We start from the raw sequence: 21,893 nt of genomic DNA, 5'->3' as shown, positions 1-21,893 counted from the left end.
CCCGAAAGCGTAAACGATTGCCGGTGTCCTACCGCCAGATCAGTTTCAGCACCGCGGGTGTCAGCAGCATGCGGATGACGGTGGCGTCCAGGATCAGGGCGGCGATCATGCCGTAGGCGATGTATTTCATCAGCACCAGATCCGAGAACCCGAACGCACCGGTGACCACGATGAGGATCGCGGCGGCGGAGGTGATCACGCCGCCGGTGTGGGCGATGCCGTAGCGGATGGCCTCGGGGGCGTCCGCGCCGGCGGCACGCGCTTCCGACACCCGCGACAGCAGGAATACCTCGTAGTCGGTGGACAGCCCGAACACCACCGTCACGATCAACGCCAGCACCGCGAACATCAGCGGTCCTGGCGTGAACTGGAAGATCCCCGCGCCGTGCCCCTCGACGAACATCCAGGTCAGCATGCCGAGGGTGGACACGAGGCTGAGCGCGCTCATGGCCACCGCTTTCAGCGCGAGCACCAGCGAGCGGAACGCCGCGTACATCAGCGCCAGTGCCGCGGCGACCAGGATGGCCAGCAGTACCGGCAGGCCGTCGAGCAGGCCGTTGATGCTGTCGCGTTCCAGGGCCGGCACGCCCGCGACCATCACCTGCGTGCCGGGCGGCTCGGGAATGGCGCGCAGTGCGGCGATCACCCGGTCGGCGTCGCGTTTGTCGGTCAGCCCGGCGGCGAGCACGTTGATGCCGTCCTTGGTGGGTGCGGCGGGTTCGAAGCGTCCGGTCAGGCCGGGGATCTGGTTGGCGGCGTAGCGGATGTCGCTCAACTGCTGTGGGTCGGCGCCGAGCACCACCAGTTTCAGTGGCTCGGTGCGGAAGCTGGGAAACAGGGCGTCGAAACGTTCCTGCGCCACTCGCGCCGGGTTGTCGTCGGACAGATAGCGTTCGCTCAGGCCGCCGAATTCGATGTGACGTATCGGGATGCTCAACGCCAGCAGGGCCAGCACGATCGGCACGGCCACCGCCAGGGGGCGGCGCATCGCCCACAGCGCCAGGCGGGAGAAGAAGCCGGCGTCGATCTGGGCCTCGGTCTTGCTGCGGGAGAAGCGTTTCCAGCCCAGGAAGTCGATGCGGCGCCCGACGATGCTCAACGCCGCGGGCAGCGCGGTCACCGACAGCAGCGCCGCCAGCAGCACCGAGCTGATACCGCCCAGCGGCACCGAGCGCAGCACCCCGTTGGGGAAGATGAACAGCGCCCCGAGGCTGAGGGCGATGATCGCCGCGGAGAACAGCACGGTGCGCCCGGCGGTGGCGACGGTGCGGGCGGTGGCCTCTTCGACGGTGTGGCCCGCGGCGAGTTCCTCGCGGAAGCGGGTGACGGTGAACAGGCCGTAGTCGATCGCCAAGCCCAGGCTGACCAGGGTCATCACGGCGCTGGCGAAGACGTTGACGTCGAGGTGGTCGGTCAGCGCCCGCAGCGCGCCCTGGGTGCCCAGGATGGTCATGCCGCCGATGAGCACCGGCAGCAGCGCGCCGATCACGCCGCCGAACACAAAATACAGCAGGATCGCCACCAACGGCAGGGCGATCATCTCCGCGCGTTTGATGTCGCGTTGCATGCCGGTGTTGATGCCTTCGACGATCGGCTGCAATCCGGCCAGTTGCACGGTCGTGCCGCCCGGGCCGCCGCCTGCGCGTCCGGCGCCGAGATGGTCTTCGATCGCGGCGTAGTTCTGCACCGTCGCGGTGCCCGAACCGCGCAGGCCGACGCTGGCGAAGGCGTGGGTGTGCGTGGCGTCGGTGGCCTGGGCGGAGAACGGGCTGTCCCAGTAGCTGTCGATCTTCTGGATGCGGTCGGGGTAGGCGGCCAGCAATCCGGCCAGGTGCTGGGTGACCGGGCCGCGGACGGCCGGGTCGTCGACGGTGGCGCCGTCGGGTGCGGTGTAGAGCAGGATCAGGTCGCTGTCGGTGTCGCGGCCGAAGGTGCGGTCGGCCAGTTGGGCCGCGGCCACCGATTCGCTGCTCTCGTCGAACCAGCCCTCCTGGGTCAGCCGCCCGGCCAGGTCGCGGCCGTACCAGCCGGAGCCCAGCACGAACAGTACGAACAGGGCGAGAACGAGGTAGCGGTTGCGGTGGACCCACCGCCCCCACCGCAGTGATCCGGAACGGCGCATCGCGTCGCGGGTCAGCCGCAGGCCGGGGTGCGGTAGTCGGCCGAGCGCAGGATGCCGCACAGGTCGGTGCGCGAGATCTTCCACTTGCCGTCGACGAGCACGAAGTGCACGACGGTGGTGCGGACCGCGGCGCCGGTGCCGTCCTTGTCCAGCCGCATGGTGGCGGTCAGGGTGCCGTCGTGGTTGTCGAACACCGGGTCGGTGACGCCGTAGACGGCGCGCGGGTTGTCCTGCAGCGCCTTGTACATGTCGGGGATGGCCTGGCGGAAGGATTCCCCGTCCTCGATGAGGGCGGTGCGTTCGCTGTCGGGCAGCGCCGGGTCCAGTGCCCGCTTGATCTGGGCGTCCAGGTCGGCGGCGGTGGGCAGCGGCGGGTGGGCGGCACGGGAGGACACGGCGATCGAGGACGACAGCGACGCGTTCGCCGAGGACCGGGCGGCGTCGACGGCGGCCTCGTCGGTTCCGGTGTCGCACGCGGCGACGACCGCCGTCAGCAGCAGACCGGCGGCGGTGAGCGCGGCGCGGGCGAGTGGTGTGTGGGTCATCACTTCCTACATACCTTCGATGACGGAGCTGATCCGTCCCAGCAGGGTACGCACGGTCGTGACGTCCCGTCCCGCGGCGGCCTCGATCGTCGCGGTGTCGGGGATCATATCCCGCACCAGGGCGGCGACACTGCGCTCGTCGTCGAGGTCGATGTCGGTGACCGTGGCGTCGGCGGTGGCGAGCACGTCCTCCGGGCCGGGGACGGCATCGCCCAGATCGCGGCGGTAGATCTCCAGTGTCAGGGTGGCGCGGACCGTGCGGAACGCGAAGGGGTGGCCCTCGGCGGTGGTCCCGAAGCCGTGCGCGTGGGGGCCTACGGTGATGTCGTCGATGACAAATCCCGACGTATGGTCGGCTTTCAACCCGGATCTCCCTGTATCGGACAGTGTGGTCTCCACCGTAGCCGCCGCCGCCGACATTCCGCTCGAGCCGCCACCCCGGTCGGTCGGTTGGTTGCCGCATCATGGTCAGATGGTGAGGTTGCGGAAAATTCGTCGGTAGAAGGAGTTCGGTGGATGCGTCCTCGCGGCTCGCTCGTCTCGGTGTTCGCGGGTGCGGCGGTGCTGGTGTTGCTGGCCGGCTGCTCCTCCGGCTCGGGCGGCCCTGATCTGCCGACCAGGGAACCGGCCACCCCCGCGGTCGCGCCTGCGGTGACGACGCCGCCGGTCGGGCGGGTGCTGCCCGCCGGTCCGCTGGCCGAGTTGCAAGCCGATTCCGGCGGCGGGTTGCTGGCCGGTCTGGACGGTTCGGTCCTCACCGTGCTCGATCCCGCCGCCGCCGCGCCGGTGGTGCGCACGGTGACGTTGCCCGATCGCGCGGGCGGTCTCACGCCGGGCAAGCCGGGTGAGATGCTGGCGGCCGCACCGGGGCGGGTGCTGCGGGTGGACCTCGCCTCCGGGGCGGTGTCCGCGGTGGCCGTCGACGGCGATGTGCGGTCGGTACGCGCACGCCCCGACGGCGGGTTGCTGGTCGGCACCGCCGACGGCCGGGTGCTGGACCTGGCACCCGACGGTGCGGTGACCCGCACGGTGTCCGGGCTCGTCTCCGCCGATGTGCTGGCCGAAGCCGACGGGAACCTGACCGTGCTCGACCGGCATCAGACCGCCATTTTCGAACTCGACCCGGGCGAACAGCGCCCCGGATTGGCGTTGCGCGCCGGTGACGGGGCCACGCAGCTGATCGGCGACACGCGCGGACGGTTCGTGGTCACCGACACCGCGGGCGGCGAACTGCTGGTCTACACCGCGGGACCACTCGTGTTGCGGCAGCGTTTCCCGGTAGGATCTTCGCCTTACGCACTTGCCTACGACCAGCGGTCGGACACCGTGTGGGTGACGTGCACGCAGCGCAACGAGGTCGTCGGATTCGACCTGTCGACTGGTATACCGAAGGAAGTGGGCCGCTACGCCACCGTCAGGCAACCGAACTCGGTGGCTGTCGAGCAACGCACCGGTGATCTGTTCGTGGGGTCCGCGACCGGCGACGGTCTGCAACGGATCGGTGCGGACGATCGGAAGAGAGGGCACTGATGGCTCGGACACCACACGCGGACGAGGATTCCGCGGCATCTACCGAACCGGCAGCACATCGGGGGCGCGGGCGCGCACTGCCCGCGGGCTGGGAAACCACCAGCGACGACTACGAGTACGTGCCGTTGCGGCTGCCGCCGGATGTCACGCGGGTGACCGCGTCCATGCGGCTGGCGATCCAGGCGGAGTTCGGCGGCTGGGAACTCTCGCGGGTGCGCGCCTACACCGACGGCAGCAGGCGGGTGCTGCTGCGGCGGCGAAAATCCGCACTACTACCCCAGCCCGAACCCGGAATGTGAGCCGATGTACGCCCTGCTACTCCGACTGATGTTCCTGGTCGCGCCGGAACGCATCCACCACCTGGTCTTCGCGGTCATGCGGCTGGCCGCCTGGCTCGCGCCGCTGCGCTGGGCGATGAGCAAGGTCCTCGTCAGCCGCGATCCGATCCTGCGCGCCGAGGCGTTCGGGGTCGAGTTCCCCGCGCCGCTGGGACTGGCCGCCGGTTTCGACAAGAACGCCGACGGTGTGGATGCCTGGGCGCCGCTGGGGTTCGGTTTCGCCGAGATCGGCACCGTGACCGCGCAGCCGCAGCCGGGCAATCCGGCGCCGCGGCTGTTTCGGCTGCCCGCCGACCGCGCTCTGATCAATCGGATGGGGTTCAACAATCACGGCGCCGCCGCGGCCGCCGAACGGCTGCGTGACCGGCGTGGTGGGGTGCCGATCGGCGCGAACATCGGCAAGACGAAGATCGTGGCGCCCGAGGCCGCGGCCGCGGACTACGCCACCAGCGCCGCGCTGCTGGGGCCGCTGGCCGATTTCGTCGTGGTCAACGTCAGCTCCCCCAACACGCCGGGCCTGCGGGATCTGCAGGCGGTGGAATCGCTGCGGCCGCTGCTGCGGGCGGTGCTGGACAGTGTGCGGGTGCCGGTGCTGGTGAAGATCGCGCCGGATCTGTCCGACGAGGACATCGACGCCGTCGCCGATCTGGCCGTGGAACTCGGCTTGGCGGGGATCGTGGCCACCAACACCACCATCCGCCGGGACGGTCTGCGCACCGACGCGGCGCAGGTGGCCGCCATGGGGGCGGGTGGCTTGTCCGGTCCGCCGGTCGCCGACCGTTCGCTCGAGGTGCTGCGGCGGCTGTACCGGCGGGTGGGTGACCGGCTGGTGCTGATCTCGGTCGGAGGTATCGAAACCGTCGACCAGGCGTGGGAACGCATCCTGGCCGGGGCGACGTTGTTGCAGGGCTACACCGGTTTCATCTACGGCGGCCCGTTCTGGATGCGCAGGATCCATCGTGGGCTGGCGCAGCGGTTGCGTGCCGGGGGCTATCGCAGCATCGGTGAGGCCGTCGGCGCGGAGCACAAAGCCCACGCCTGAATCAGGTGAGCTAGCCGAGCACGAACGGTGGTTCGGCAGTGCGGGTGCGCACTCGCCGGGATCGTGGTCGATGCCCCGGCGGTGTCGGATCTCCCTTCGGCCGCAATTGCTGGCCCAGCCGAGCGGCCATTCGCTTGGCGAGCAGGATCACCGCGTGGTCGCGCAAGATGCCCAGTTGGTCGGCATAGGCCTCGACGCGGGCCTGGGTCATGCGGTCGTGCACGACGAGCGGGTCGCTGAGCAGTTCGTCCAAAGACATCCCGGCCAGTGCCTGGCCCCGGGTCAGCCGCCGGTCCGGTAGCCAGCTCAGCCGCCAGCTGTCGGTCGCGTCGGTGTCGCGGTAGGCCGATTCCGGGGTTATGTCACTGGTCATCGTCCATTCGGTGGTGTGTATGGTCATCGCGGTCTCCGGTGCAACAGGTGGAGTGAGGCCGGCTCCAGGGTGCTGAGTTCGATGATCACGAATGCCTCCTGTCGTGCATCCGCTGGTGCGGCGCGGTGCAGGCGCCGCATCGTGTGTTCCGCCGGTCCGGCGGGCGCGGTGGGTGTGCCCGGGCCGGAGAAGTCCGCTGCCGGGCCGGGTGGTCCAGGGGGTGGCTCGCTGCTGTGCGGCGGCCGGGGGCACCGCGGTATCGGGCGAGTCGGTGGGCGTCGCGCGCCGAGGGTGGCGTGCGAGGCTGGATCGGCGCGGTGGCAGGCGCCACGGCTGTGGGGTTCGGGAAACGGAGTGGGTAGCTGCCGTCGGGCCGAGAGGCCGGGGGCGCTACGGCGTGTGGTCGGCGTACCGGTGTGCCGCCGCGAGGCGGGTGATGACCGGTGCGTTGCCGCGGGGAGCGTCCGGCGGCTGGTTCAGTCCCTCACCTGCTTGGGCACCAGCTCGGTATCGGATCCGCCGGAGCGGTGTTGCCGTCGCCGTCGCGGCTGCCGTATCTGAAGAATCATTCTCATCACCAGCCCTCCCGATGTGCCTGGTGGTGCGATGGGGATCGCCACATACAGTGTGGCATTTGCCGTTCCCCGCGCGCAATTGCCGTTGTAATTTGGTAATTGACAATTTGCCCGCTGGCTAAACCCGATTTGCGTGGCCAACATGCGCGCGACGGCCCGGTGTCGCGCCGATAGAGGAGGGTGGCATCGCCATGGTCCCGCAGGATTCGGGAATGGTTGCCGTTCGCAATATCCTCACCCGCTTGTGCAAACGCTCCGGCCTGAGCTCGGATCGGTTGCGCAGCACCGAGATCGACGTACTACCCCTGCTGGATCTGCTGGCCGTGCGGCAGTACGCTCGGCGTGCGGGCGTCGACCGGGAAGAGGCGGTGCTGCCGCTGGTGCGCGAACTGGCGCTGCGCTTGGGCCCCACCCACCGGCTCGTCGTCGACGCGGAACTGTCACTGGGGCTGTTGCGCGAAAACCCGCCTGCCGGAGTGGATCCCGGTCGGCTCTACGCGCCGGACCTGGGTGAGCGGCGCGAATATCTCGCCGAGCGATGGGCGGTGTTGCACGAAGCCCTTGGGGCGCAACCGATTCCCGGCACACTGACGGTGCGCTCACTGCGTGGCGCTCCCGAGCGCCGGGCGTTCACCGAACTGGCCGCGCAACTGGCCACGGCATCGGTGTTCGACGGCGCGCACGTCGTCGACTTCGGTGCCGCGACGGAAACCGCTGCGGCCGAAACCGTTCCGGTGGACGACCGCAGTGTGGTCACGGTGATCGGCGACGCGGTCATCGACCACATGTACGTGGTCGACCGTATCCCCGGCTCCGGCGCGACCGCGCGCGGCAGCTACCGGGAGCATCCCGGCGGCAAGGGCCTCACCCGCGCCGTGGCCGCGGCCCGGCTGGGGCTGCGGGTGCGGTTGATCTCGGCGGTCGGCGACGACGACGCGGGCGATCGCATCCTGGAATACCTGCGCAGCGAACGCGTCGAGACCGAACTCGTCAAAGTGGTGCCTTTCGCGCCGACGCCCGTGACCGCGGTGATCGTGGCCCGCACCGGCGCGGCGAGCACGATCGGCTGCAAGGACGAGCGAATCCGGTTGAGCGCGCAGGAATTGCGCACCGACGCGATCCGTTCGGCGATCGCCACCGCGGACGCGGTGCTGCTGACGTTCGAGCAACCCACCGGCGTCATCGAGCAGATCATGGGGCAGCTGCGCGAACTGCCGCGGCGGCCGCTGGTGGTGGTGCATCCGGCGCCGCGATTGGAACGCCCGCAGTACCTGTATCAGCATCTCGGGGCGGTGGACTACCTCGTCGGCGGCGACAAGGACCTGCAAGCGCTGGCGATGGCCGGCGATGACGCGACCCGGTGTGGCGAGCCGACCGCCACACGGCTGCGCGCGCTCGGCGTCGGCGCGGTCTGCGCGATCCAGGATTTCCGGTGCGAGGTGTGGTCGGACCAGGTCAGCGACCGATTCCAGCCGTTCCCGACGGCGCTGGAGGACTCGGTGGGCGCTCACGCTGCCTTCTCCGCCGCCCTGGTATATCGTCTCGTTTCGACGCGCCGCCCCGCCGAACGCAACGACTACGTCTGGGCGACCGCCGCAATGGTGGCGACGCAATCGATCGGGGATGTCCCCGGGGCAATGCCACTGGTGAGTGAGGTCGAGCGAATTTACAAACTCGCTACGGAGGAGCATTGACCAAAGTTGTGGATCCTGCCGACACCGAGCATCGGTTCCGTCGCAACGGGCAAGATCTGCGAGTTCGGGTGGTGGAGTTGACCGGGGAGGGCGAGAAGGGGCACCTGCTGCTGTTCGGCGCGGTCGCCGACGGCTGCCTGGTGCGGGTGCACTCGCGCTGCCTCTACGGAGAGGCGCTGCGGTCGCAGGACTGCGACTGCGGGCCGGAACTGGACAAGGCGCTGGATCTCATCCAGGCCGCGGGCTCGGGCGTGCTGGTCTACCTGGAACAGGAGGGCCGCGGCGCGGGCCTGATCGCCAAAGCGCTGGGCTACCGGGAAAGCGAGCGCTCGGGCGCGGATACCTTCTCCAGCTACGAAGCCCTCGGCTACCCCGCCGACGGGCGCACCTACGTGGCCACCGCTCGCGCACTGGCCGAACTCGGACTGCGTTCGGTGCAACTGTTGACCAACAATCCCGCCAAGGTCGAGGCCCTGCGGCAGGAAGGGTTGCGAGTCACCCCCGTGCCGTTGCGTACCCGGGCGCTGAGCGAACGCGCCCGCGAGTACCTCGAGGCCAAGCGCACCCGGCGCAAGCACTGGATCCCGACCGACTCCGCGCCGTGGGCGTTCGACGAGCACGACAGCGATCCCACCGGCGAACTTCGGGGGGCTGTGGACGCGGTCGTGCTCGCACCCGGTGAGAACGTCCGTCCGCGTCCAGGGCCCGGCGCCGCGCCGGATCTGATCGGTGCCTGAAGGATTGTTGAAGTTTGCCCCACCCGGCTTCCCGCCTGTGGCTACCATGAGTGAGCCGCGCCACATGTGGCGCGCCGACTCGTAGGACTGACAGCGCCTTCGTCGCGCTGTGTCACGGCTTCGAGTCCTGGATCGGGCGTCGGCGCGGACCGGCGCCCGGTTCACGCCAGCGCTATCGGGAACAGGGATATGACGACAACAGAAATCGGATACGCGCATCAGTCGGGCAAAACGGTGTACACCGTTCCCGCCGCATTCCAAGAGACCGCGCGGCTGCGCCCCGACCAGATCGCCTTGCGCAAGGTGGGCGGCACCCAGCAGTACACCTGGCGCGAGTACGCCGAACGGGTGCGTTCGATCGCCGCGGGCCTGGCCGGGCTCGGCGTCGGCCACGGCGACACCGTCGGCATCATGCTCACCAACCGCCCCGAGTTCAATCTCGTCGACACCGCCGCCCTGCATCTGGGCGCCACCCCGTTCTCCGTCTACAACACCAGCTCCCCCGAGCAGATCACCCACCTGTTCACCAACGCGGGCAACAAAATCGTTGTGACAGAACAGGTCTTCCTCGACCGGATCACCGCCTCCGGCGTGCCGGTCGACCACATCATCCTGGTCGACGGCCCCGCCGAGGGCACCGTCACCCTGGAAGAGGTGGAGGCCGCGCCCGCCGCCGACTTCGATTTCGACGCCGCCTGGCAGGCCGTCGGCGCCGACGATTTGGCCACCCTGATCTACACCTCCGGCACCACCGGACCGTCCAAGGGCGTGGAGATCACCCACCGCAACGTGCTCGCCCAGATCATCGTCCTGGTCAGTGGCCCGCTGCAGGTCGGCCTGGACGACCGGGTGGTGTCCTACCTGCCCGCCGCGCACGTCGCCGACCGGATCTCCGCCCACGCGCTCAACCTGCTCACCGGCATCCAGATCACCACTGTCCCCGACCCGCGCGAAGTCGCCGCCGCACTGCCCGACGCGCGCCCGACCACCTTCTTCGGCGTCCCGCGCGTCTGGCAGAAGATCAAGGCCGGTGTCGAGGGCAAACTCGCCGAAGAACCGAGCCCGGTGAAGAAAGCGCTGGCCAACTGGGCGATCAGCACCGGAATCGCCGCCGCACGCGCCGATCTGGCGGGCAAAGGACGCAGTCCCCTGCTGAGCGCGCAGCATCGGATCGCCGAGACGCTGGTGCTGTCCAAGCTGCGCCACGCCTTGGGCCTGGATCACCTGAAAGTCGCCTCCTCCGGCGCCGCGCCCATCCCGCCGGAGACCCTGGAGTACTTCCTGGGCCTCGGCTTCACCGTCAGCGAGGTGTGGGGCATGTCGGAAACCACCGGCGTGGGCACCTACACCGAACTGGACAAGCCTCGGCCGGGTTCGGTCGGGCGCGCGGCCGACGGCGTGGAGGTGCGACTGGACGCCGACGGCGAGGTGCTGGTGCGCGGCGCGATCGTCACTCGCGGCTACCGCAACATGCCGGACAAGACCTCCGAGGCCATCGACTCCGACGGCTGGCTGCACACCGGCGACATCGGCACCTTCGACGCCGACGGTTACCTGCGGATCGTGGACCGCAAGAAGGAACTGATCATCAACGAAGGGGGCAAGAACATCGCCCCCAGCAACATCGAGAACTCGGTGAAGGCCGCCTCCTCGCTGATCGGTCAAGTCGTGGCCATCGGTGACGCCAAGCCCTACATCGCCGCCCTGATCGTGCTCGACCCCGACGTCGCCGCCCTGCGCGCCAAGGAACTCGACGCCACCGGCGAGGACATCGCCGCCCTGGCCGCCCGGCCGCAGATCGTCGAGGAAGTACTCGCCGCGGTCCAGGCGGGCAACGCCAAACTGTCCCGCGTGGAACAGATCAAACGCTTCACCGTCCTGGGCGCGGTCTGGGAACCCGGCGGCGACGAACTGACGCCGAAGATGTCGCTCAAACGCGCGCCCATCGCGGCCAAGTACAGCGCGGAGATCGAGGCGCTGTACGCCAAGGAACCCTCCGGCCAGGTGGTCAGCGTCAAGTAAGTCCGTCGAAGAGCGCTGTGGCCCAGAGCATCACGCCTGGGTCCACAGCGCTTTGTGGTCCCGGGCCCCAGAGACGAAGATCGTGGCCGTCATGCGACTGTCGCCACGCGCGACGAGATCAACAGCGGTTCCGGTAGTAACCGCGCGAAAAGCAACGGATACGGCGAAGGCGCAGTTCAGCGGCGGCGGTTGGCTCCCGGACCGAGCAACGCGGTGAGATCGCGCATCGCCTGCGGCGACGGTTTGAAGTAGCGGCGCAGGTTCTCGGCTTTTCGGTGCCGGGACTTGGCCATCAGTTCCAGCAGGCTGGCCCGGACTCCCCGAGGTGCGTCAGGCCGGAGTGCCGGAGTTCGTGCAGATCCCAGCCGGTTGCGGGTCCCTCGATCGCGGTGGCAGGGTCGAGCAGGTCCCGCGCCTGGTCATAGGACAGCTGCGCCGGGCCGGTGTCAGGCAGAGGTCGCGCTCGGCGAGGTACTTGCCGGGCCCGGGCCGGCGGTGAGTGACGAACACCGGTCCCGGGTGCGTCCTCGGAGCAGTCGCGGCAACAGCCGGGCGGTGCCCGCGTCCCAGTACACCTTTTCCAAGACGTGCTCATGGTGGGCGGCACCGCGGCGGTGGGTGCGGTGTTCGGCGCCTTTGGACTTCACCCGGGCGCACCGTCCCGCCTGGTCCAGTTCTTCGATGTTGAGTTGGAGCAGTCCTCTGCGCGAGCGCATGTTTCGTAGAGCATCCGCCACAGTGTCTTCTCCTGGACATGGACCTCGCGGCGCGCGAGCGCGCCGGGGTGTCGAAGTCCGGCGAGGTCGACCGCGCAGCCGAGGCGGGCAGTTCCGGTCCGTCCCAGCCTTGTTCGGCGCACCAGCTCAGCCATTTGCCTACCGCGCGGCGCGGCGCGCGTTCCGAGTGTTGACCGCCGCTGCGCCCCACAGCGATTCCAGCGCTGCGCCGATCTCTGCGTCGGACACCGAGTCCAAGGCGCGCGAGCGCGCGATCAGTCCCTCGGGGCCGTGTCTGTCGAGGGCGTCGACGGTTTTGACGATCGCGATGCCGGAGGCGCGGCGGGTGTTCGCCGATCCGATCGTGTCCAGGAACGCCTCGGCGCTGCGCAGGGTCCGAGCCGGCGGGGTGCGCAGCCGGGTCACGGTCGCGGCCATCGGCCCACTCCCCTGGCTTGCCCCGGATAAGGGGACCGGGCATGTTGCGTCGCAGTCCGATCGCCGCAGTACGGCACTGACACTTCCCCGGATAGCAGACTGTCATCCGGGGAAGGAGATGCGCAGGCACAGCCCACCGAACATGTAGGCAGTATGCGGAGCATGATCGTGCGTTCCGCCGACTGGCTGGCCGCTTCAGGCAGCGCGGCGGCATGCGCGTGCGTTCTCGGCACGCCCGGTGGAGCGTCGAATCCAGGATTCGACAGGTGAACACCGTGCTCGAATCCGCGACCTACACGACCGAATGCATCGGAATGCGGGTCGCTGATAGTGGTCACGGTCACGATCCTGGCCGCCGACGGCCCGACCGATCTGCAGCTTGCCGCAGGTAGCGCCACGCCCGTGGCGGTGATGCAGTCTCTTCGAAAGGTCGGAGCGCTCTCCCTCGCCGAAGCCCCTGCGATGGCCGAGGAGCTCTGTCACCGGGGGCTCAACGGAACCGGGTCGAATTGGAAGTTCTAGCGATTGCGCTTCGCGCAACGGGTGCGCTTGTCACTACCCGGTCCTACGACACAATTTGACGGCATAATGGTGCGTCGCCGAGCGTTGAAATGGCGGTGGACAGGGGGACTTGTGACGTCCGATGAGTTGCGCGGCGAATGCCGCGATCTGGTGGCGGTGCGTTCGCCCGACGGACACATCCAGCGCTGGTCGGTGACAGCGCGAGCGCTTGACACAGGTCGGTGGCGAGTCACGTTGACCGATGGGGCTGGCGGGGAATGGGTCGCTGAGAGCGACGATGTGTTCGATGGGTTCGCGGCGGTGCGAAAACTTCCGGAGGGCAGTGGTTTTCGATTTCTGGTTGTCGGCGCACGGCCGGAGTATTGGCCGACCCCGATGAGCAGTGGGATGGGTGGTGGGTTCGAGTTGTGGGCCCGCTACCGGTGCGGCCTTCGTAACGTTTTTCGTACTGCAATCGCAGGTGTGTCGCGAGATCGCGGCTACCGGTACATATTTTCGCCCGCGCCCGCGTCGAAGGTTTCGACTGTCGAGCAACAGCACGCCTACCGCGAGCAGTGGCTGGCCTGGAGTCGGTTGAACTGATGTGACATTGGTACGAGCGCGCCTGCCTCCGAGGCACCGGCCAAGCTGTCCTGGCGCGCGATATGCGGCATGACAGTGCGTTAGCCGGTCAGAGCGGAGCCTCAGTCTGCCCGCCGCGGCCACTGAACCGTCATGACCGGGCGCGCTTCCAGCCTCGCGCTCGCTGTGCCGGTGCCGCCACTCGGTCCGGACACCACGGCGGCCGGCCCAGTATGAGCGGTTTCCGTGCTCGTGCGCTGCCGGTAGCTTCCCGAGCAAGGTCAGGGTTGGAAGGTGATTGCGGTGAGTCGTTCACTGTCGGCCCATAAGCGCGCGTCTCGCCTACCTGAAGTGGCCCCTGCCGCCGCTCACCGGGCGAGCCCCAGCCTGGCATCGGAGCTTGTGGTCGGGCCGGTGGCGGTAACAGGCATGAGGTCGCTCGCCGACGGGTCGAGGTGTGCGCAGCAGAACCCAGGCCCTCCTCGAAAGTTCCCGCCGCAGCGGATCCCTATGGATCTCCCTGGCAGGCACCTTGATTGCTGCCCTCGTGGCGAGGTCTGGACCTCACGCAGTTGGCTTGCACCCACCGCAATAGGCAACACTTGTAGTAATCGCGCGGAAAACACCACATATGGCTGGACCAGCGGCGATGGCGTTGTGATCGGTTCGGGCTGCGGGCGGCCGCGAACACCTGCGTCGCCACGAAACCCGACCTCCACCACGCCGACCAACCTCATCGGCACCCGAGCCGAGCGCCAAACACGCTGCGCCGCAGTCCGAACCAGCCGATCACCGCTGGTGAAGACAACTTCGTTGTTTTTCGCGCGATTACTACCAGAACCCCCAACACTCAGAACCGTAGTTCGCCGACAGTGTTGAGATCGATGCCGTGCCGCGCGTAGATCTTGATCGTGTTCTCGCCGGTCAGATCGGCTTCGGTGTAGCCGAGCAGTCCGGCGATCCGAATGACGTCGTCCTTGGTCGCGGCTTCGATCTCCAGATACGGCGGGATCCGCGGCCAGGTATCGATCTCGAGCTGCGCGCCGTCGAGGACGAAACTGATCCGCTTGGTCTCCTGATAGGACTTCGCGGTGAAACCCAGCATCTCGAGCAGGGCATTGGCGGCGGCGAAGTCGTCGACGCTCACCTCGACTTCGTGGGTGCCGTCGATGGCGTCACTGGTGATGTGCTTGACGGCGAGCGTGGTCCCATTGCCGTTGTCGCGCAGCCTGATCCACTTCGAGGCATCGCCCGGCGCGATGTCGTAGACGTAGCGGCGCATGAATCGCTCGCCGAGTTTCCGGCCGCCCTTGTCGATGATGTGCTGTTCGATGGCGCCGGGGTCGATGTCGAGAATCTTGGCTTCGTGCTCGATGGGCACTGCTGACTCCTGTTTCGGATGGGCGGTCGATCGAACTTACCCGCCGCGCGCCGCTGGTACCGCCAACTCCTGCTCAGCCGACCTTGTCGACTCGGGTCGTTGCCGCGGTGAGGTTCTTGCCTGCCGGGGTTTGCGGGCGCAGTTCGGCGACCGGGCTGCCGTCGAGGTCCAGGAGTGTGGAGCGCGGCTCGTTGCCGATGAAGGCGTGGCGTTCTCCCCACTGCCGCAACGCGACAATCGTGGTGAAGAGGTCCTGCCCGGCTTCGGTGAGCTCGTAGATGTGCCGCTTGCCGCCGGGGTTCGGGCTGCTGGTGAGGATGCCGTAATCCACCAGCCGACGGAGGCGGTCGGCGAGGATGTTCCGCGCGATCCCCAGGCGCTGCTGGAACTCGGTGAACGCGGCCGCGCCGTCCATGGCCTCGCGCACGATCAGCAAGCTCCACCGATCGCCCACCAGGTCGATCGTTCGGGCTACGGGGCAGGTGGGGTCGGTCCACTCGCGTGCGGAACCGAGCGGCGTCGTCATCGCACTCCTCCCTATCGGTTGCAATACGAAACCATTATGCCTACGCTTCAATGGTTTCATTTTGCTACCAATGATGGAGGTGTGGTGTCGACCGGAGTCACACGATCGCAGCGATGGATCCTGGCGCTGATCTGCGCCGTGGCGGTGTCGACCATCTACGCGATCCAGCCCGTAACGGCAGCGGCGGGACGGGATCTGGGGCTGTCGCCGCAGTCGCTGGGCGGGCTGGTCGCCGCCGGGCAGATCGGCTACTTCGCCGGTCTGGTCGTCTTGGTGCCGCTCGGAGACGTGGTGAACCGCCGCCGCCTCATCACCGCGCATCTGGCACTCACCGCGGTGGGCACCGCTATCGCGGCAGCCGCATCGAACGGTGTTTTCGTGATGGCTGGCCTGGCGATCGCGGGGTTTTTCGCAGTCGTGGTGCAGGTGACGGTCGCGTATGTCGCTGCTGTCTCCGAACCGGGTGAGCGGGGCCGCAATATCGGGGCCGTCACCTCGGGCGTGGTGATCGGCATTCTCGGTGTCCGTGTCCTCGCGGGCGCGTTGGGCGATACGGTCGGCTGGCGAGCGGTCTACGCGCTGCTCGCCACACTCTGCGCGGTGCTCGCCATCACCGCCCGAGCGAGGCTGCACCCGGACCGCAGGACGAGCGGGGCGCGATACACGCAGGTGCTGGCATCGATGGGACGGCTCGTGCGCACAGATCGACTGTTGCTGAGCCGGGGCCTGATCGCCCTGTTCCTGTTCGCGTCCTTCGGGACCCTGTGGAGCGGGCTCGCGCTGCCACTCGGCGCCGAGCCGTGGAAGCTGGGCACCACCGAGATCGGGCTGTTCGGATCGGCCGGGCTGGCCGGAGCGCTCGGGGCCGCCCGTGCGGGACGATGGGCCGATGCCGGTCGCGCGCAAACGATCACCGGCTGGTCACTTGCTCTGCTCACCGGCTCCTGGTTGCTCATCGCCCAAGCCCGATCGAGCCTCTGGCCGCTCATCGCCGGTATCATCCTGCTCGACTTCGCCGTCCAAGCCGTGCACGTGAGCAGCCAGCACCTGCTGACCACCGCGCATCCGAACCGCGCCAGCAGCGTCATCGGCGTCTACATGGCCTTCTACTCCCTCGGATCCGCCCTCGGCGCCATCACGACCACCTGGGCATACAGCTCGTGGGGATGGCGGGCCTCCTGCTGGGTCGGCGCGATCTACGCCCTGTCGGCACTGATGCTGTGGGGGCTGGGCCGACTCGGCGGCATCGCGCGCCCCGCCGACTCGAGTGCCGAAGGCGCGAAAGCGCGGACGAACGCCGACCCTCGGCTCTGGATCCTACAGCCCACAGCTCGTTCCGCGAGCGCCCCGCACTCGGAGCTGGAGTGTCGAGCCGGATCGTCGGAGCATCCTTGACGGATGGCAGGCATCCGGCCTGCCACTCACGCCTGCGCGCTCGGCGCGACGATCAGCGTCGAATACCACCGGCGCGAAAATCGCTGTGCCAGGGTGTTTCCCGGGCTCCAGGATGGCTGGATGCCTGACGAGTTTCACGCTGCGCGTGGCCGTATGCGGCATACGGGGGATGGACGCATGCGGGTGCAAGCCGGGCGCAAGGACGGTGCAATCCCTGCCCAGCACTCTCGTCACCATGACCAAGTCAGTAACGATCATCGGCGCCGGACTCGGCGGACTCGCTCTGGCCCGCGTCCTGCACGTCCACGGCATCCCGGCCACGGTGTACGAGGCCGAACCGACCCCGACGGCACGCACGCAGGGCGGCATGCTCGACATCCACGACTACAACGGCCAACTCGCCATCGCGGCGGCCGGACTGATGGACGAATTCCGCGGCCTCATCCTGGAGGGCCGCCAGGCGATGCGGGTCCTCGACCCGAACGGGACCGTCCTGCTGGACAAACCCGACGACGGCACCGGTGGACGCCCCGAGGTGCAGCGTGGCGAACTGCGACAACTGCTGCTCGACTCGCTGCCGGCAGGCACAGTCCGATGGGGTCACAAATTCAGCGGCGCTCGCGCTCTCGGCGCAGGCCGCCACGAGGTCACCTTCGCCGATGGCGGCACGGTCGTCACGAGCCTGCTGGTCGGCGCCGACGGCGCGTGGTCACGGGTCCGGCCGCTGCTGTCCACCGCCGTACCCGACTACACCGGCGAGTCGTTCGTCGAGACCTACCTGTTCGACGCCGACACCCGCCATCCCGCCGCCGCGGAAGCGGTCGGCGGCGGGTCGATGATGGCGCCCTCGCCGGGCCGAGAGATCCACGCGCACCGGGAAAGGGGCGACACCTTGCACGCCTACGTGGTGCTCGCCAGGCCGTACGACTGGTTCGCCGCCATCGATTTCACCGATGCCGCCGCGGCCACCGCACGGATCGCGCAGGAGTTCGACGGCTGGGCACCGGAACTCACCGCACTGATCACCGACGCCGACCTACCGCCGGTCTGGCGCCCGCATTACACCCTGCCGATCGGGCACCGGTGGGATCGGATACCAGGGGTGACCCTGCTCGGCGACGCCGCCCACCTCATGCCCACGAACGGCGAAGGCGCCAACCTCGCCCTGCTCGACGGCGCCGAACTCGGCAACGCCCTCGCCGCGCACCCCGACGACATCGAGACCGCCCTGAGCGAATACGAGCAGAACATGTTCGCCCGCAGCACCGAGGTCGCCACCCAAACCGCTGAGCTCTTCGGGGACCGGAACGACGGAACGGCCCAGGGCCTGGTCGCCGCGTTCACCGCACGCGAGCACACCCCCTGACCTCGAGCCACTCCGTCGGGCATTCGTACCTGACGCGGGCGCGCGTTGATCGGCCACCCAGCTTCGCTCCGGATCGGTTGAGAAACCGGGCTTGTCAACGCGCGCTCGCGCCGATGGCGAGATCGCGCCGAACACCCACATCGACCAGCAGCTACCCGAATTTCGATGGTGGCGCGACTACGACCGGAACCGTGCCCGGGCCGCAGCGCGTTCGGGCCGACTTTCACGGCTCCAGATACAACCGCTCGCACGGCAGGCGCGGATACCCGTCGGTGTCGTCCATCGACACCTCGACTGCGTCGTGCCAGTGCCGGGCACGCCACTCCTGGACGAACAAGCACGCGGCGGTGACGCAGGCGACGAAATCCATCCGGACGCCGTGCCAGAACACCGACAAATGGACATCCGGCTCGGACGGCAGCGGAGACACGCCGCGCTGATCGCCGTTCACCGTTGCGGCTCCGTCGGCGCGTGTCGAACATGAAGATCGCAGCGTTCGCATCCGCCGATCCCGCAGTGCCTCAACGTGTTCCACACCGCAGGCGCCTCATGCATACGCGATGCCCCGCTTCCGGCGAGCAATGCTTTCGGCCACGCATCCACGGATAGCGGCCACAACGACGCTTCCGGCGGGGCGAAAAGCGCTGGCGGGTCGAACTACCCAGGAACGGAACGTGGTCCCTTGATCGGCTGGACTCGGCAACGCCACGGTTCCACCGGCGCACACCAGCGAGACATTGAGCCGGAACATCTCCGCGAACAGCGTGATGTCATCGGGAAGGTCGGGCTGCGTCAGATACGTCCACCGCTTCGACCGAGGATGCGACATGATCGGCCCGATAGCGTGGTGGTGCCGCTGCATCCAGACCTTCACGTCCTGCCCCAATGTGGCGGGCATGATCACCGCCCACGCCACCCCCATGCGTAGCACTATGCGCCCCACCTGAGGCGGATCGACCTCCGCAGGCAGATCGCACACCTGCCGGTAGTAGGCGCACCGGGACAGCGGCGTGTTCCCGAAAAGTACCTGGACCATTGAACCCCCTACTCGATCGCAAACACAGTGAGTTGCGCACCCGCTAAGCCCCTGGCTGGGCTGATCCGATGCGAATCGGATTGCTCACTGCGCCTTGGTGTTCCGTTTGTGCGGCGGGGTGCATGCCAAGTAGACCTCCTCGGTGCCACATTTTGGAATATTCCGTGGCGCGAGTAGCCTAGTTTTCTCCCCGTCTTCCAGGCTTGCCCCGAAAACCCTTCCAAATTCACAGATCACCGTGAGGTTGGCTAATGACCGAGAGTCCGGGCTCCACAGTTCCTCGTCGCATGCTGGGTCGCCGACTGCGTCAGCTACGCGAGGCATCCGGCGCGACTGTTGCGCAGGCGTGCAAGGTCATCGAGGTATCACCGCAGACCATGTGGCGGCTGGAGGGCGGCCAAGGCGTGAAGCTCAAAGACATCTACATCAAAGCCCTCTGTGAGCTGTACGGCGCCGACGACGAGGACACCGCAGCATTGATGGGCTTGGTCCGTGAGACCAAAAGGACCGGGTGGTGGCACGCCTACGGCGATGCGGTGCCGACCTACTTCGACCTTTATCTCGGGCTGGAAGAAGCCGCTCGGAAGCTGACCACCTTTCATCTCACTTTGCTCCCCGGCCTGCTCCAGACGCCTGCCTATCGACGTGCGGTGATCTGGGGCGCGTATCCGGGAATGCCTACCGCCGATGTCGAGCGTCGAATCGAGATTGCGGCCACGCGTCAGAAGCGCTTACAGGAGTCGCCCGACCGCTTCACCATGAACGTGTTCCTCGGAGAGGCGGGATTGCGGTACCCGGTTGGCGGACCATCGGTTATGTCGGAACAACTCGATCATCTCGTAGCCGTTTCGCGGTTGCCCACCGTCACGCTTCGAGTGGTGCCGTTGCACACTGAGCGCGTATTTCCCCTGATAACAGGGTCTTTTACCCTGCTGGAATTCCCAGCTCTGCAGTCGTTCACCGAACCGCCGGTGGTGTACGTTGAGGGCTATACGGGTGCCCTCTACCTGGACAAGCCCAGTGAGATCGAGCAATACAGGGCAGCGTGCAAGGCGGTTCGCGCCGCCGCGCTTGACGAGCAAGAAACCAGGCAACTGGTGTTGAAGATCGCTAAGGAGTATGCCGAGTGAGTACCACCCTGGCCAGGGCGGCGTGGTTCAAGAGCAGTCACAGTGGGCCCAACCAGGATTGCGTCGAGGTGGCATACCTGGAAGGCGGGATAGTCGGCATGAGGGACTCCAAGAACCCGACAGGTCCAGCCCTCGTGTTCACCCTCAGCGCCTGGGATGCATTCACTTCCGGAGTAGCTGAAGGCGAGTTCGAGCGTTCGTAGATCGACCGCAAGTCCGGCGCGATGGTTCTATCGCCTACGTCGGGCTTCGTGGCGTCTGGAGTTTCGTTCCAGTCGCATCTGTTGCGCCGTTGACGGGAAGCCGCCGGTCACCAAGATCACCGCCACGAACGGATCGTAGGAGACGCCGCTGCTCGGCTCGCCCTCGGATCAGCCCGGCTAGCCCAATTGCTCGACGGCGAAGCCGGCCAGTAGCACGGCGAATCCGCCGATCTCCCCCATGATCAAGGCGGCGAGGACGAAACGCATCGACGGCGGCGGGTTGCGCATCTGGTTGTCGGTCTCGCGCTGCAGTCCGAGCCGGACGTAGTTCGCGATCGTCACCACGAACAACAGGATGATCGCACCCGCCGCGGTGGCGTTCACCGCGGTCGGCCAGCCGGACAGCTCGACGAACCACGCGATCAATCCGGTCGCGAACGAGTACAGCAACGCGGCCCGGTGGGCGATGTCGACGTACGGGTGGGCCAGGCCGTCCGGCGAAGTGGTCATCCCCTGCCACTTCCACACACCGAGCACCAGCGCCCACAGGAAGATGAGCCCGGCGAAGAAGAGCACCCAGGCGGTTTCCGTGCGAATGATCACGTTCGTACCCTCATCAATCCAATCGCGCCCCCACTCGGGCGCAGTCGAGCGGCAGCGTATCGGCTCCGGGCAACCGGAGCGCAACAGAAACGAACCGCCACTGGGAAGACCGACCGGTCCGACCGGGCAGGTGTGTTCACGCAGGTCCGAGTTCGCCATACGGTACGAGATAGGCATGATTCGTCATGCTCTGCCAGCCTCGCTCGGTCGCCCGCAACGCGTGGGCGCTGGCGGCGGGATCGCTCGGCCACGGCAGCTCGTGGAAGCGATGCCACTGTTCTTCATATTCGGTGCCGACCTCGACCGAAAAGCCGAGAGACCTCTCGATATCGGCAGCGAGCAGACGCGCGCCTCGAACTGCTTCAGAGATGTCCATGGGGTGATTCTCGCCTCCGCACGGCGATTCGCGCGTGGGAGCTCCCGCTCCACAAGCTGCGCCGAGCTGGCGACAAAAGCACCGTGGCCCCGAGCGTTTCGCTCAGGGCCACGATCGTGCTGCGGTTCCTACTTCTGCTCGTAGGTGGCGACCAGGGTCGCACGAGCCAGCGTGTGGGAGAACAGGTTGAAGCCCAGGTAGGCGGGGCTGGCGGTCTCATCGATGCCCAGGCTGTCGACGTCGACGGCGTGCACGACGATGAAGTAGCGGTGCGGGCCGTGCCCGGGCGGAGGGGCCGCGCCGACGAAGCCGTGGAAGCCGCCGTCGTTGCGCAGAGTGATCGAACCGGTCGGCATCGCGCCGCCCTCTTCGCCGCTGCCCGCGCCCGCGGGCAGGGAGGTCGCGCTCACGGGGATATCGGCGACGACCCAATGCCAGAAGCCGGAGGCGGTGGGCGCGTCGGGGTCGTACACCGTCACCGCGAAACTCTTGGTCTCCGCAGGGAAACCCGACCAGGACAGCTGCGGGGAGATGTCCTGGCCACCCGCCCCGAAGATGCCGCTGACCTGCTCATTTTTGAACGGCTGCCCGTCGGTGACGTCGTCGGAGGTGAGCGTGAACGACGGCACCTGCGGAAGCGCGTCGTAGGGGTTGTAGGTCAT

At 67.8% G+C, this 21,893-nt stretch carries 23 protein-coding genes; 10 read left to right on the top strand and 13 right to left on the bottom strand.

Translation table 11 applies throughout. The features are described from left to right. Positions 1-28: 28 nt before the first annotated feature. Genes ACL03I_RS20555 through ACL03I_RS20545 form a run of 3 tightly spaced genes read right to left on the bottom strand, consistent with a single transcriptional unit; the run spans position 29 to position 3,030 of the window. The gene (locus ACL03I_RS20555) at positions 29-2,122 is read right to left on the bottom strand and encodes an MMPL family transporter (RefSeq protein WP_355078056.1); all 2,094 of its coding nucleotides are present in this window, start codon (positions 2,120-2,122) and stop codon (positions 29-31) included. A gap of 11 nt (positions 2,123-2,133) precedes the next feature. Beyond that, entirely contained in the window at positions 2,134-2,667 is a 534-nt protein-coding gene (locus tag ACL03I_RS20550) for a WKL family lipoprotein (RefSeq protein ID WP_356966108.1), read from the bottom strand. Between the two features lie 6 nt (positions 2,668-2,673). Continuing rightward, on the bottom strand, positions 2,674-3,030 hold the full coding sequence (locus ACL03I_RS20545; protein WP_355077999.1) for a hypothetical protein: 357 nt from the start codon (positions 3,028-3,030) through the stop codon (positions 2,674-2,676). A 153-nt stretch (positions 3,031-3,183) separates the two neighbouring features. Between ACL03I_RS20545 and ACL03I_RS20540 the strand changes: the two genes are divergently transcribed. From ACL03I_RS20540 to ACL03I_RS20530, 3 genes are read left to right on the top strand one after another with little or no spacing between them, the layout of a single operon-like run. Continuing rightward, positions 3,184-4,197 (top strand): YncE family protein, encoded by a 1,014-nt coding sequence (locus ACL03I_RS20540; protein WP_355077998.1) that lies wholly within the window; start codon positions 3,184-3,186, stop codon positions 4,195-4,197. Further along, positions 4,197-4,496 (top strand): DUF5703 family protein, encoded by a 300-nt coding sequence (locus tag ACL03I_RS20535; RefSeq protein ID WP_355077997.1) that lies wholly within the window; start codon positions 4,197-4,199, stop codon positions 4,494-4,496. Before ACL03I_RS20540 ends, ACL03I_RS20535 begins: the two co-directional genes overlap by 1 nt. A 4-nt stretch (positions 4,497-4,500) precedes the next feature. Then, entirely contained in the window at positions 4,501-5,577 is a 1,077-nt protein-coding gene (locus ACL03I_RS20530; protein WP_355077996.1) for a quinone-dependent dihydroorotate dehydrogenase, read from the top strand. Positions 5,578-5,587: 10 nt separating this feature from the next. Here the strand turns inward: ACL03I_RS20530 and ACL03I_RS20525 are convergent, their stop codons facing one another. Further along, positions 5,588-5,977: a hypothetical protein gene (locus tag ACL03I_RS20525; RefSeq protein ID WP_412806719.1), complete on the bottom strand. Its 390-nt coding sequence runs from the start codon at positions 5,975-5,977 to the stop codon at positions 5,588-5,590. 760 nt (positions 5,978-6,737) lie between these two features. Here ACL03I_RS20525 and ACL03I_RS20520 point away from each other — a divergent pair. The 3 genes from ACL03I_RS20520 to ACL03I_RS20510 all read left to right on the top strand — a co-directional run bounded on the left by ACL03I_RS20520 (position 6,738) and on the right by ACL03I_RS20510 (position 10,978). Then, on the top strand, positions 6,738-8,219 hold the full coding sequence (locus ACL03I_RS20520; protein WP_364435072.1) for a PfkB family carbohydrate kinase: 1,482 nt from the start codon (positions 6,738-6,740) through the stop codon (positions 8,217-8,219). Then, entirely contained in the window at positions 8,216-8,956 is a 741-nt protein-coding gene (gene ribA, locus ACL03I_RS20515) for a GTP cyclohydrolase II RibA (RefSeq protein ID WP_412806718.1), read from the top strand. Before ACL03I_RS20520 ends, ribA begins: the two co-directional genes overlap by 4 nt. Positions 8,957-9,145: 189 nt before the next feature. Next, a complete protein-coding gene (locus ACL03I_RS20510) occupies positions 9,146-10,978 on the top strand; it encodes an AMP-dependent synthetase/ligase (protein WP_355077992.1) in 1,833 nt (610 codons plus the stop codon). A gap of 446 nt (positions 10,979-11,424) precedes the next feature. Here ACL03I_RS20510 and ACL03I_RS20505 read toward each other — a convergent pair whose 3' ends face one another. The 4 genes from ACL03I_RS20505 to ACL03I_RS20490 all read right to left on the bottom strand — a co-directional run bounded on the left by ACL03I_RS20505 (position 11,425) and on the right by ACL03I_RS20490 (position 15,122). Then, entirely contained in the window at positions 11,425-11,694 is a 270-nt protein-coding gene (locus ACL03I_RS20505) for a hypothetical protein (protein ID WP_412806717.1), read from the bottom strand. Positions 11,695-11,853: 159 nt separating this feature from the next. Next, the gene (locus ACL03I_RS20500) at positions 11,854-12,132 is read right to left on the bottom strand and encodes a hypothetical protein (RefSeq protein ID WP_412806716.1); all 279 of its coding nucleotides are present in this window, start codon (positions 12,130-12,132) and stop codon (positions 11,854-11,856) included. Between the two features lie 1,933 nt (positions 12,133-14,065). After that, entirely contained in the window at positions 14,066-14,596 is a 531-nt protein-coding gene (locus tag ACL03I_RS20495) for a class IV adenylate cyclase (RefSeq protein WP_412806715.1), read from the bottom strand. Positions 14,597-14,669: 73 nt separating this feature from the next. Further along, positions 14,670-15,122 carry a winged helix-turn-helix transcriptional regulator gene (locus tag ACL03I_RS20490; RefSeq protein WP_355077990.1) on the bottom strand — a complete coding sequence of 151 codons (453 nt, stop codon included), beginning with the start codon at positions 15,120-15,122 and terminating at the stop codon, positions 14,670-14,672. Positions 15,123-15,206: 84 nt separating this feature from the next. Between ACL03I_RS20490 and ACL03I_RS20485 the strand changes: the two genes are divergently transcribed. Both ACL03I_RS20485 and ACL03I_RS20480 read left to right on the top strand, forming a co-directional pair. Continuing rightward, a complete protein-coding gene (locus ACL03I_RS20485) occupies positions 15,207-16,517 on the top strand; it encodes an MFS transporter (RefSeq protein WP_412806714.1) in 1,311 nt (436 codons plus the stop codon). 235 nt (positions 16,518-16,752) lie between these two features. After that, positions 16,753-17,883 (top strand): FAD-dependent oxidoreductase, encoded by a 1,131-nt coding sequence (locus ACL03I_RS20480; protein ID WP_412806713.1) that lies wholly within the window; start codon positions 16,753-16,755, stop codon positions 17,881-17,883. Positions 17,884-18,106: 223 nt separating this feature from the next. On the opposite strand, the gene ACL03I_RS20475 is transcribed toward ACL03I_RS20480, so the two are convergent. Beyond that, the gene (locus tag ACL03I_RS20475; protein ID WP_355077987.1) at positions 18,107-18,334 is read right to left on the bottom strand and encodes a hypothetical protein; all 228 of its coding nucleotides are present in this window, start codon (positions 18,332-18,334) and stop codon (positions 18,107-18,109) included. A gap of 96 nt (positions 18,335-18,430) precedes the next feature. Beyond that, a complete protein-coding gene (locus ACL03I_RS20470) occupies positions 18,431-18,919 on the bottom strand; it encodes a DNA-directed RNA polymerase subunit beta (RefSeq protein ID WP_412806712.1) in 489 nt (162 codons plus the stop codon). Between the two features lie 251 nt (positions 18,920-19,170). Between ACL03I_RS20470 and ACL03I_RS20465 the strand changes: the two genes are divergently transcribed. Both ACL03I_RS20465 and ACL03I_RS20460 read left to right on the top strand, forming a co-directional pair. After that, positions 19,171-20,049, top strand: coding sequence for a helix-turn-helix domain-containing protein (locus ACL03I_RS20465; protein WP_397077906.1), 879 nt, complete (start codon positions 19,171-19,173; stop codon positions 20,047-20,049). After that, entirely contained in the window at positions 20,046-20,252 is a 207-nt protein-coding gene (locus ACL03I_RS20460; RefSeq protein WP_412806711.1) for a DUF397 domain-containing protein, read from the top strand. Before ACL03I_RS20465 ends, ACL03I_RS20460 begins: the two co-directional genes overlap by 4 nt. Positions 20,253-20,429: 177 nt before the next feature. Here the strand turns inward: ACL03I_RS20460 and ACL03I_RS20455 are convergent, their stop codons facing one another. From ACL03I_RS20455 to ACL03I_RS20445, 3 genes are all read right to left on the bottom strand, one after another. After that, entirely contained in the window at positions 20,430-20,849 is a 420-nt protein-coding gene (locus ACL03I_RS20455; protein WP_412806775.1) for a hypothetical protein, read from the bottom strand. Between the two features lie 142 nt (positions 20,850-20,991). Then, positions 20,992-21,231, bottom strand: coding sequence for a hypothetical protein (locus tag ACL03I_RS20450; RefSeq protein ID WP_355077983.1), 240 nt, complete (start codon positions 21,229-21,231; stop codon positions 20,992-20,994). Between the two features lie 128 nt (positions 21,232-21,359). Then, positions 21,360-21,893 carry a YbhB/YbcL family Raf kinase inhibitor-like protein gene (locus ACL03I_RS20445; protein WP_364425695.1) on the bottom strand — a complete coding sequence of 178 codons (534 nt, stop codon included), beginning with the start codon at positions 21,891-21,893 and terminating at the stop codon, positions 21,360-21,362.

This window comes from Nocardia sichangensis (assembly GCF_047200615.1).
Lineage (GTDB): Bacteria > Actinomycetota > Actinomycetes > Mycobacteriales > Mycobacteriaceae > Nocardia > Nocardia sichangensis.
The sequence above is the reverse complement of the archived record's forward strand: the minus strand, read 5'-3'. Positions and strand labels throughout refer to the sequence as shown.

Bases quoted from the DNA above. Each gene is read 5' to 3' on its own strand.
- ACL03I_RS20505 (WP_412806717.1), bottom strand. From the start codon at position 11,694: ATGCGCTCGCGCAGAGGACTGCTCCAACTCAACATCGAAGAACTGGAC.
- ACL03I_RS20480 (WP_412806713.1), top strand. From the start codon at position 16,753: ATGACCAAGTCAGTAACGATCATCGGCGCCGGACTCGGCGGACTCGCT.
- ACL03I_RS20465 (WP_397077906.1), top strand. From the start codon at position 19,171: ATGACCGAGAGTCCGGGCTCCACAGTTCCTCGTCGCATGCTGGGTCGC.
- ACL03I_RS20540 (WP_355077998.1), top strand. From the start codon at position 3,184: ATGCGTCCTCGCGGCTCGCTCGTCTCGGTGTTCGCGGGTGCGGCGGTG.
- ACL03I_RS20500 (WP_412806716.1), bottom strand. From the start codon at position 12,132: ATGGCCGCGACCGTGACCCGGCTGCGCACCCCGCCGGCTCGGACCCTG.
- ACL03I_RS20525 (WP_412806719.1), bottom strand. From the start codon at position 5,977: ATGACCATACACACCACCGAATGGACGATGACCAGTGACATAACCCCG.
- ACL03I_RS20520 (WP_364435072.1), top strand. From the start codon at position 6,738: ATGGTTGCCGTTCGCAATATCCTCACCCGCTTGTGCAAACGCTCCGGC.
- ACL03I_RS20510 (WP_355077992.1), top strand. From the start codon at position 9,146: ATGACGACAACAGAAATCGGATACGCGCATCAGTCGGGCAAAACGGTG.
- ACL03I_RS20530 (WP_355077996.1), top strand. From the start codon at position 4,501: ATGTACGCCCTGCTACTCCGACTGATGTTCCTGGTCGCGCCGGAACGC.
- ACL03I_RS20490 (WP_355077990.1), bottom strand. From the start codon at position 15,122: ATGACGACGCCGCTCGGTTCCGCACGCGAGTGGACCGACCCCACCTGC.
- ACL03I_RS20450 (WP_355077983.1), bottom strand. From the start codon at position 21,231: ATGGACATCTCTGAAGCAGTTCGAGGCGCGCGTCTGCTCGCTGCCGAT.
- ACL03I_RS20445 (WP_364425695.1), bottom strand. From the start codon at position 21,893: ATGACCTACAACCCCTACGACGCGCTTCCGCAGGTGCCGTCGTTCACG.
- ACL03I_RS20550 (WP_356966108.1), bottom strand. From the start codon at position 2,667: ATGACCCACACACCACTCGCCCGCGCCGCGCTCACCGCCGCCGGTCTG.
- ACL03I_RS20555 (WP_355078056.1), bottom strand. From the start codon at position 2,122: ATGCGCCGTTCCGGATCACTGCGGTGGGGGCGGTGGGTCCACCGCAAC.
- ACL03I_RS20470 (WP_412806712.1), bottom strand. From the start codon at position 18,919: ATGGTCCAGGTACTTTTCGGGAACACGCCGCTGTCCCGGTGCGCCTAC.
- ACL03I_RS20535 (WP_355077997.1), top strand. From the start codon at position 4,197: ATGGCTCGGACACCACACGCGGACGAGGATTCCGCGGCATCTACCGAA.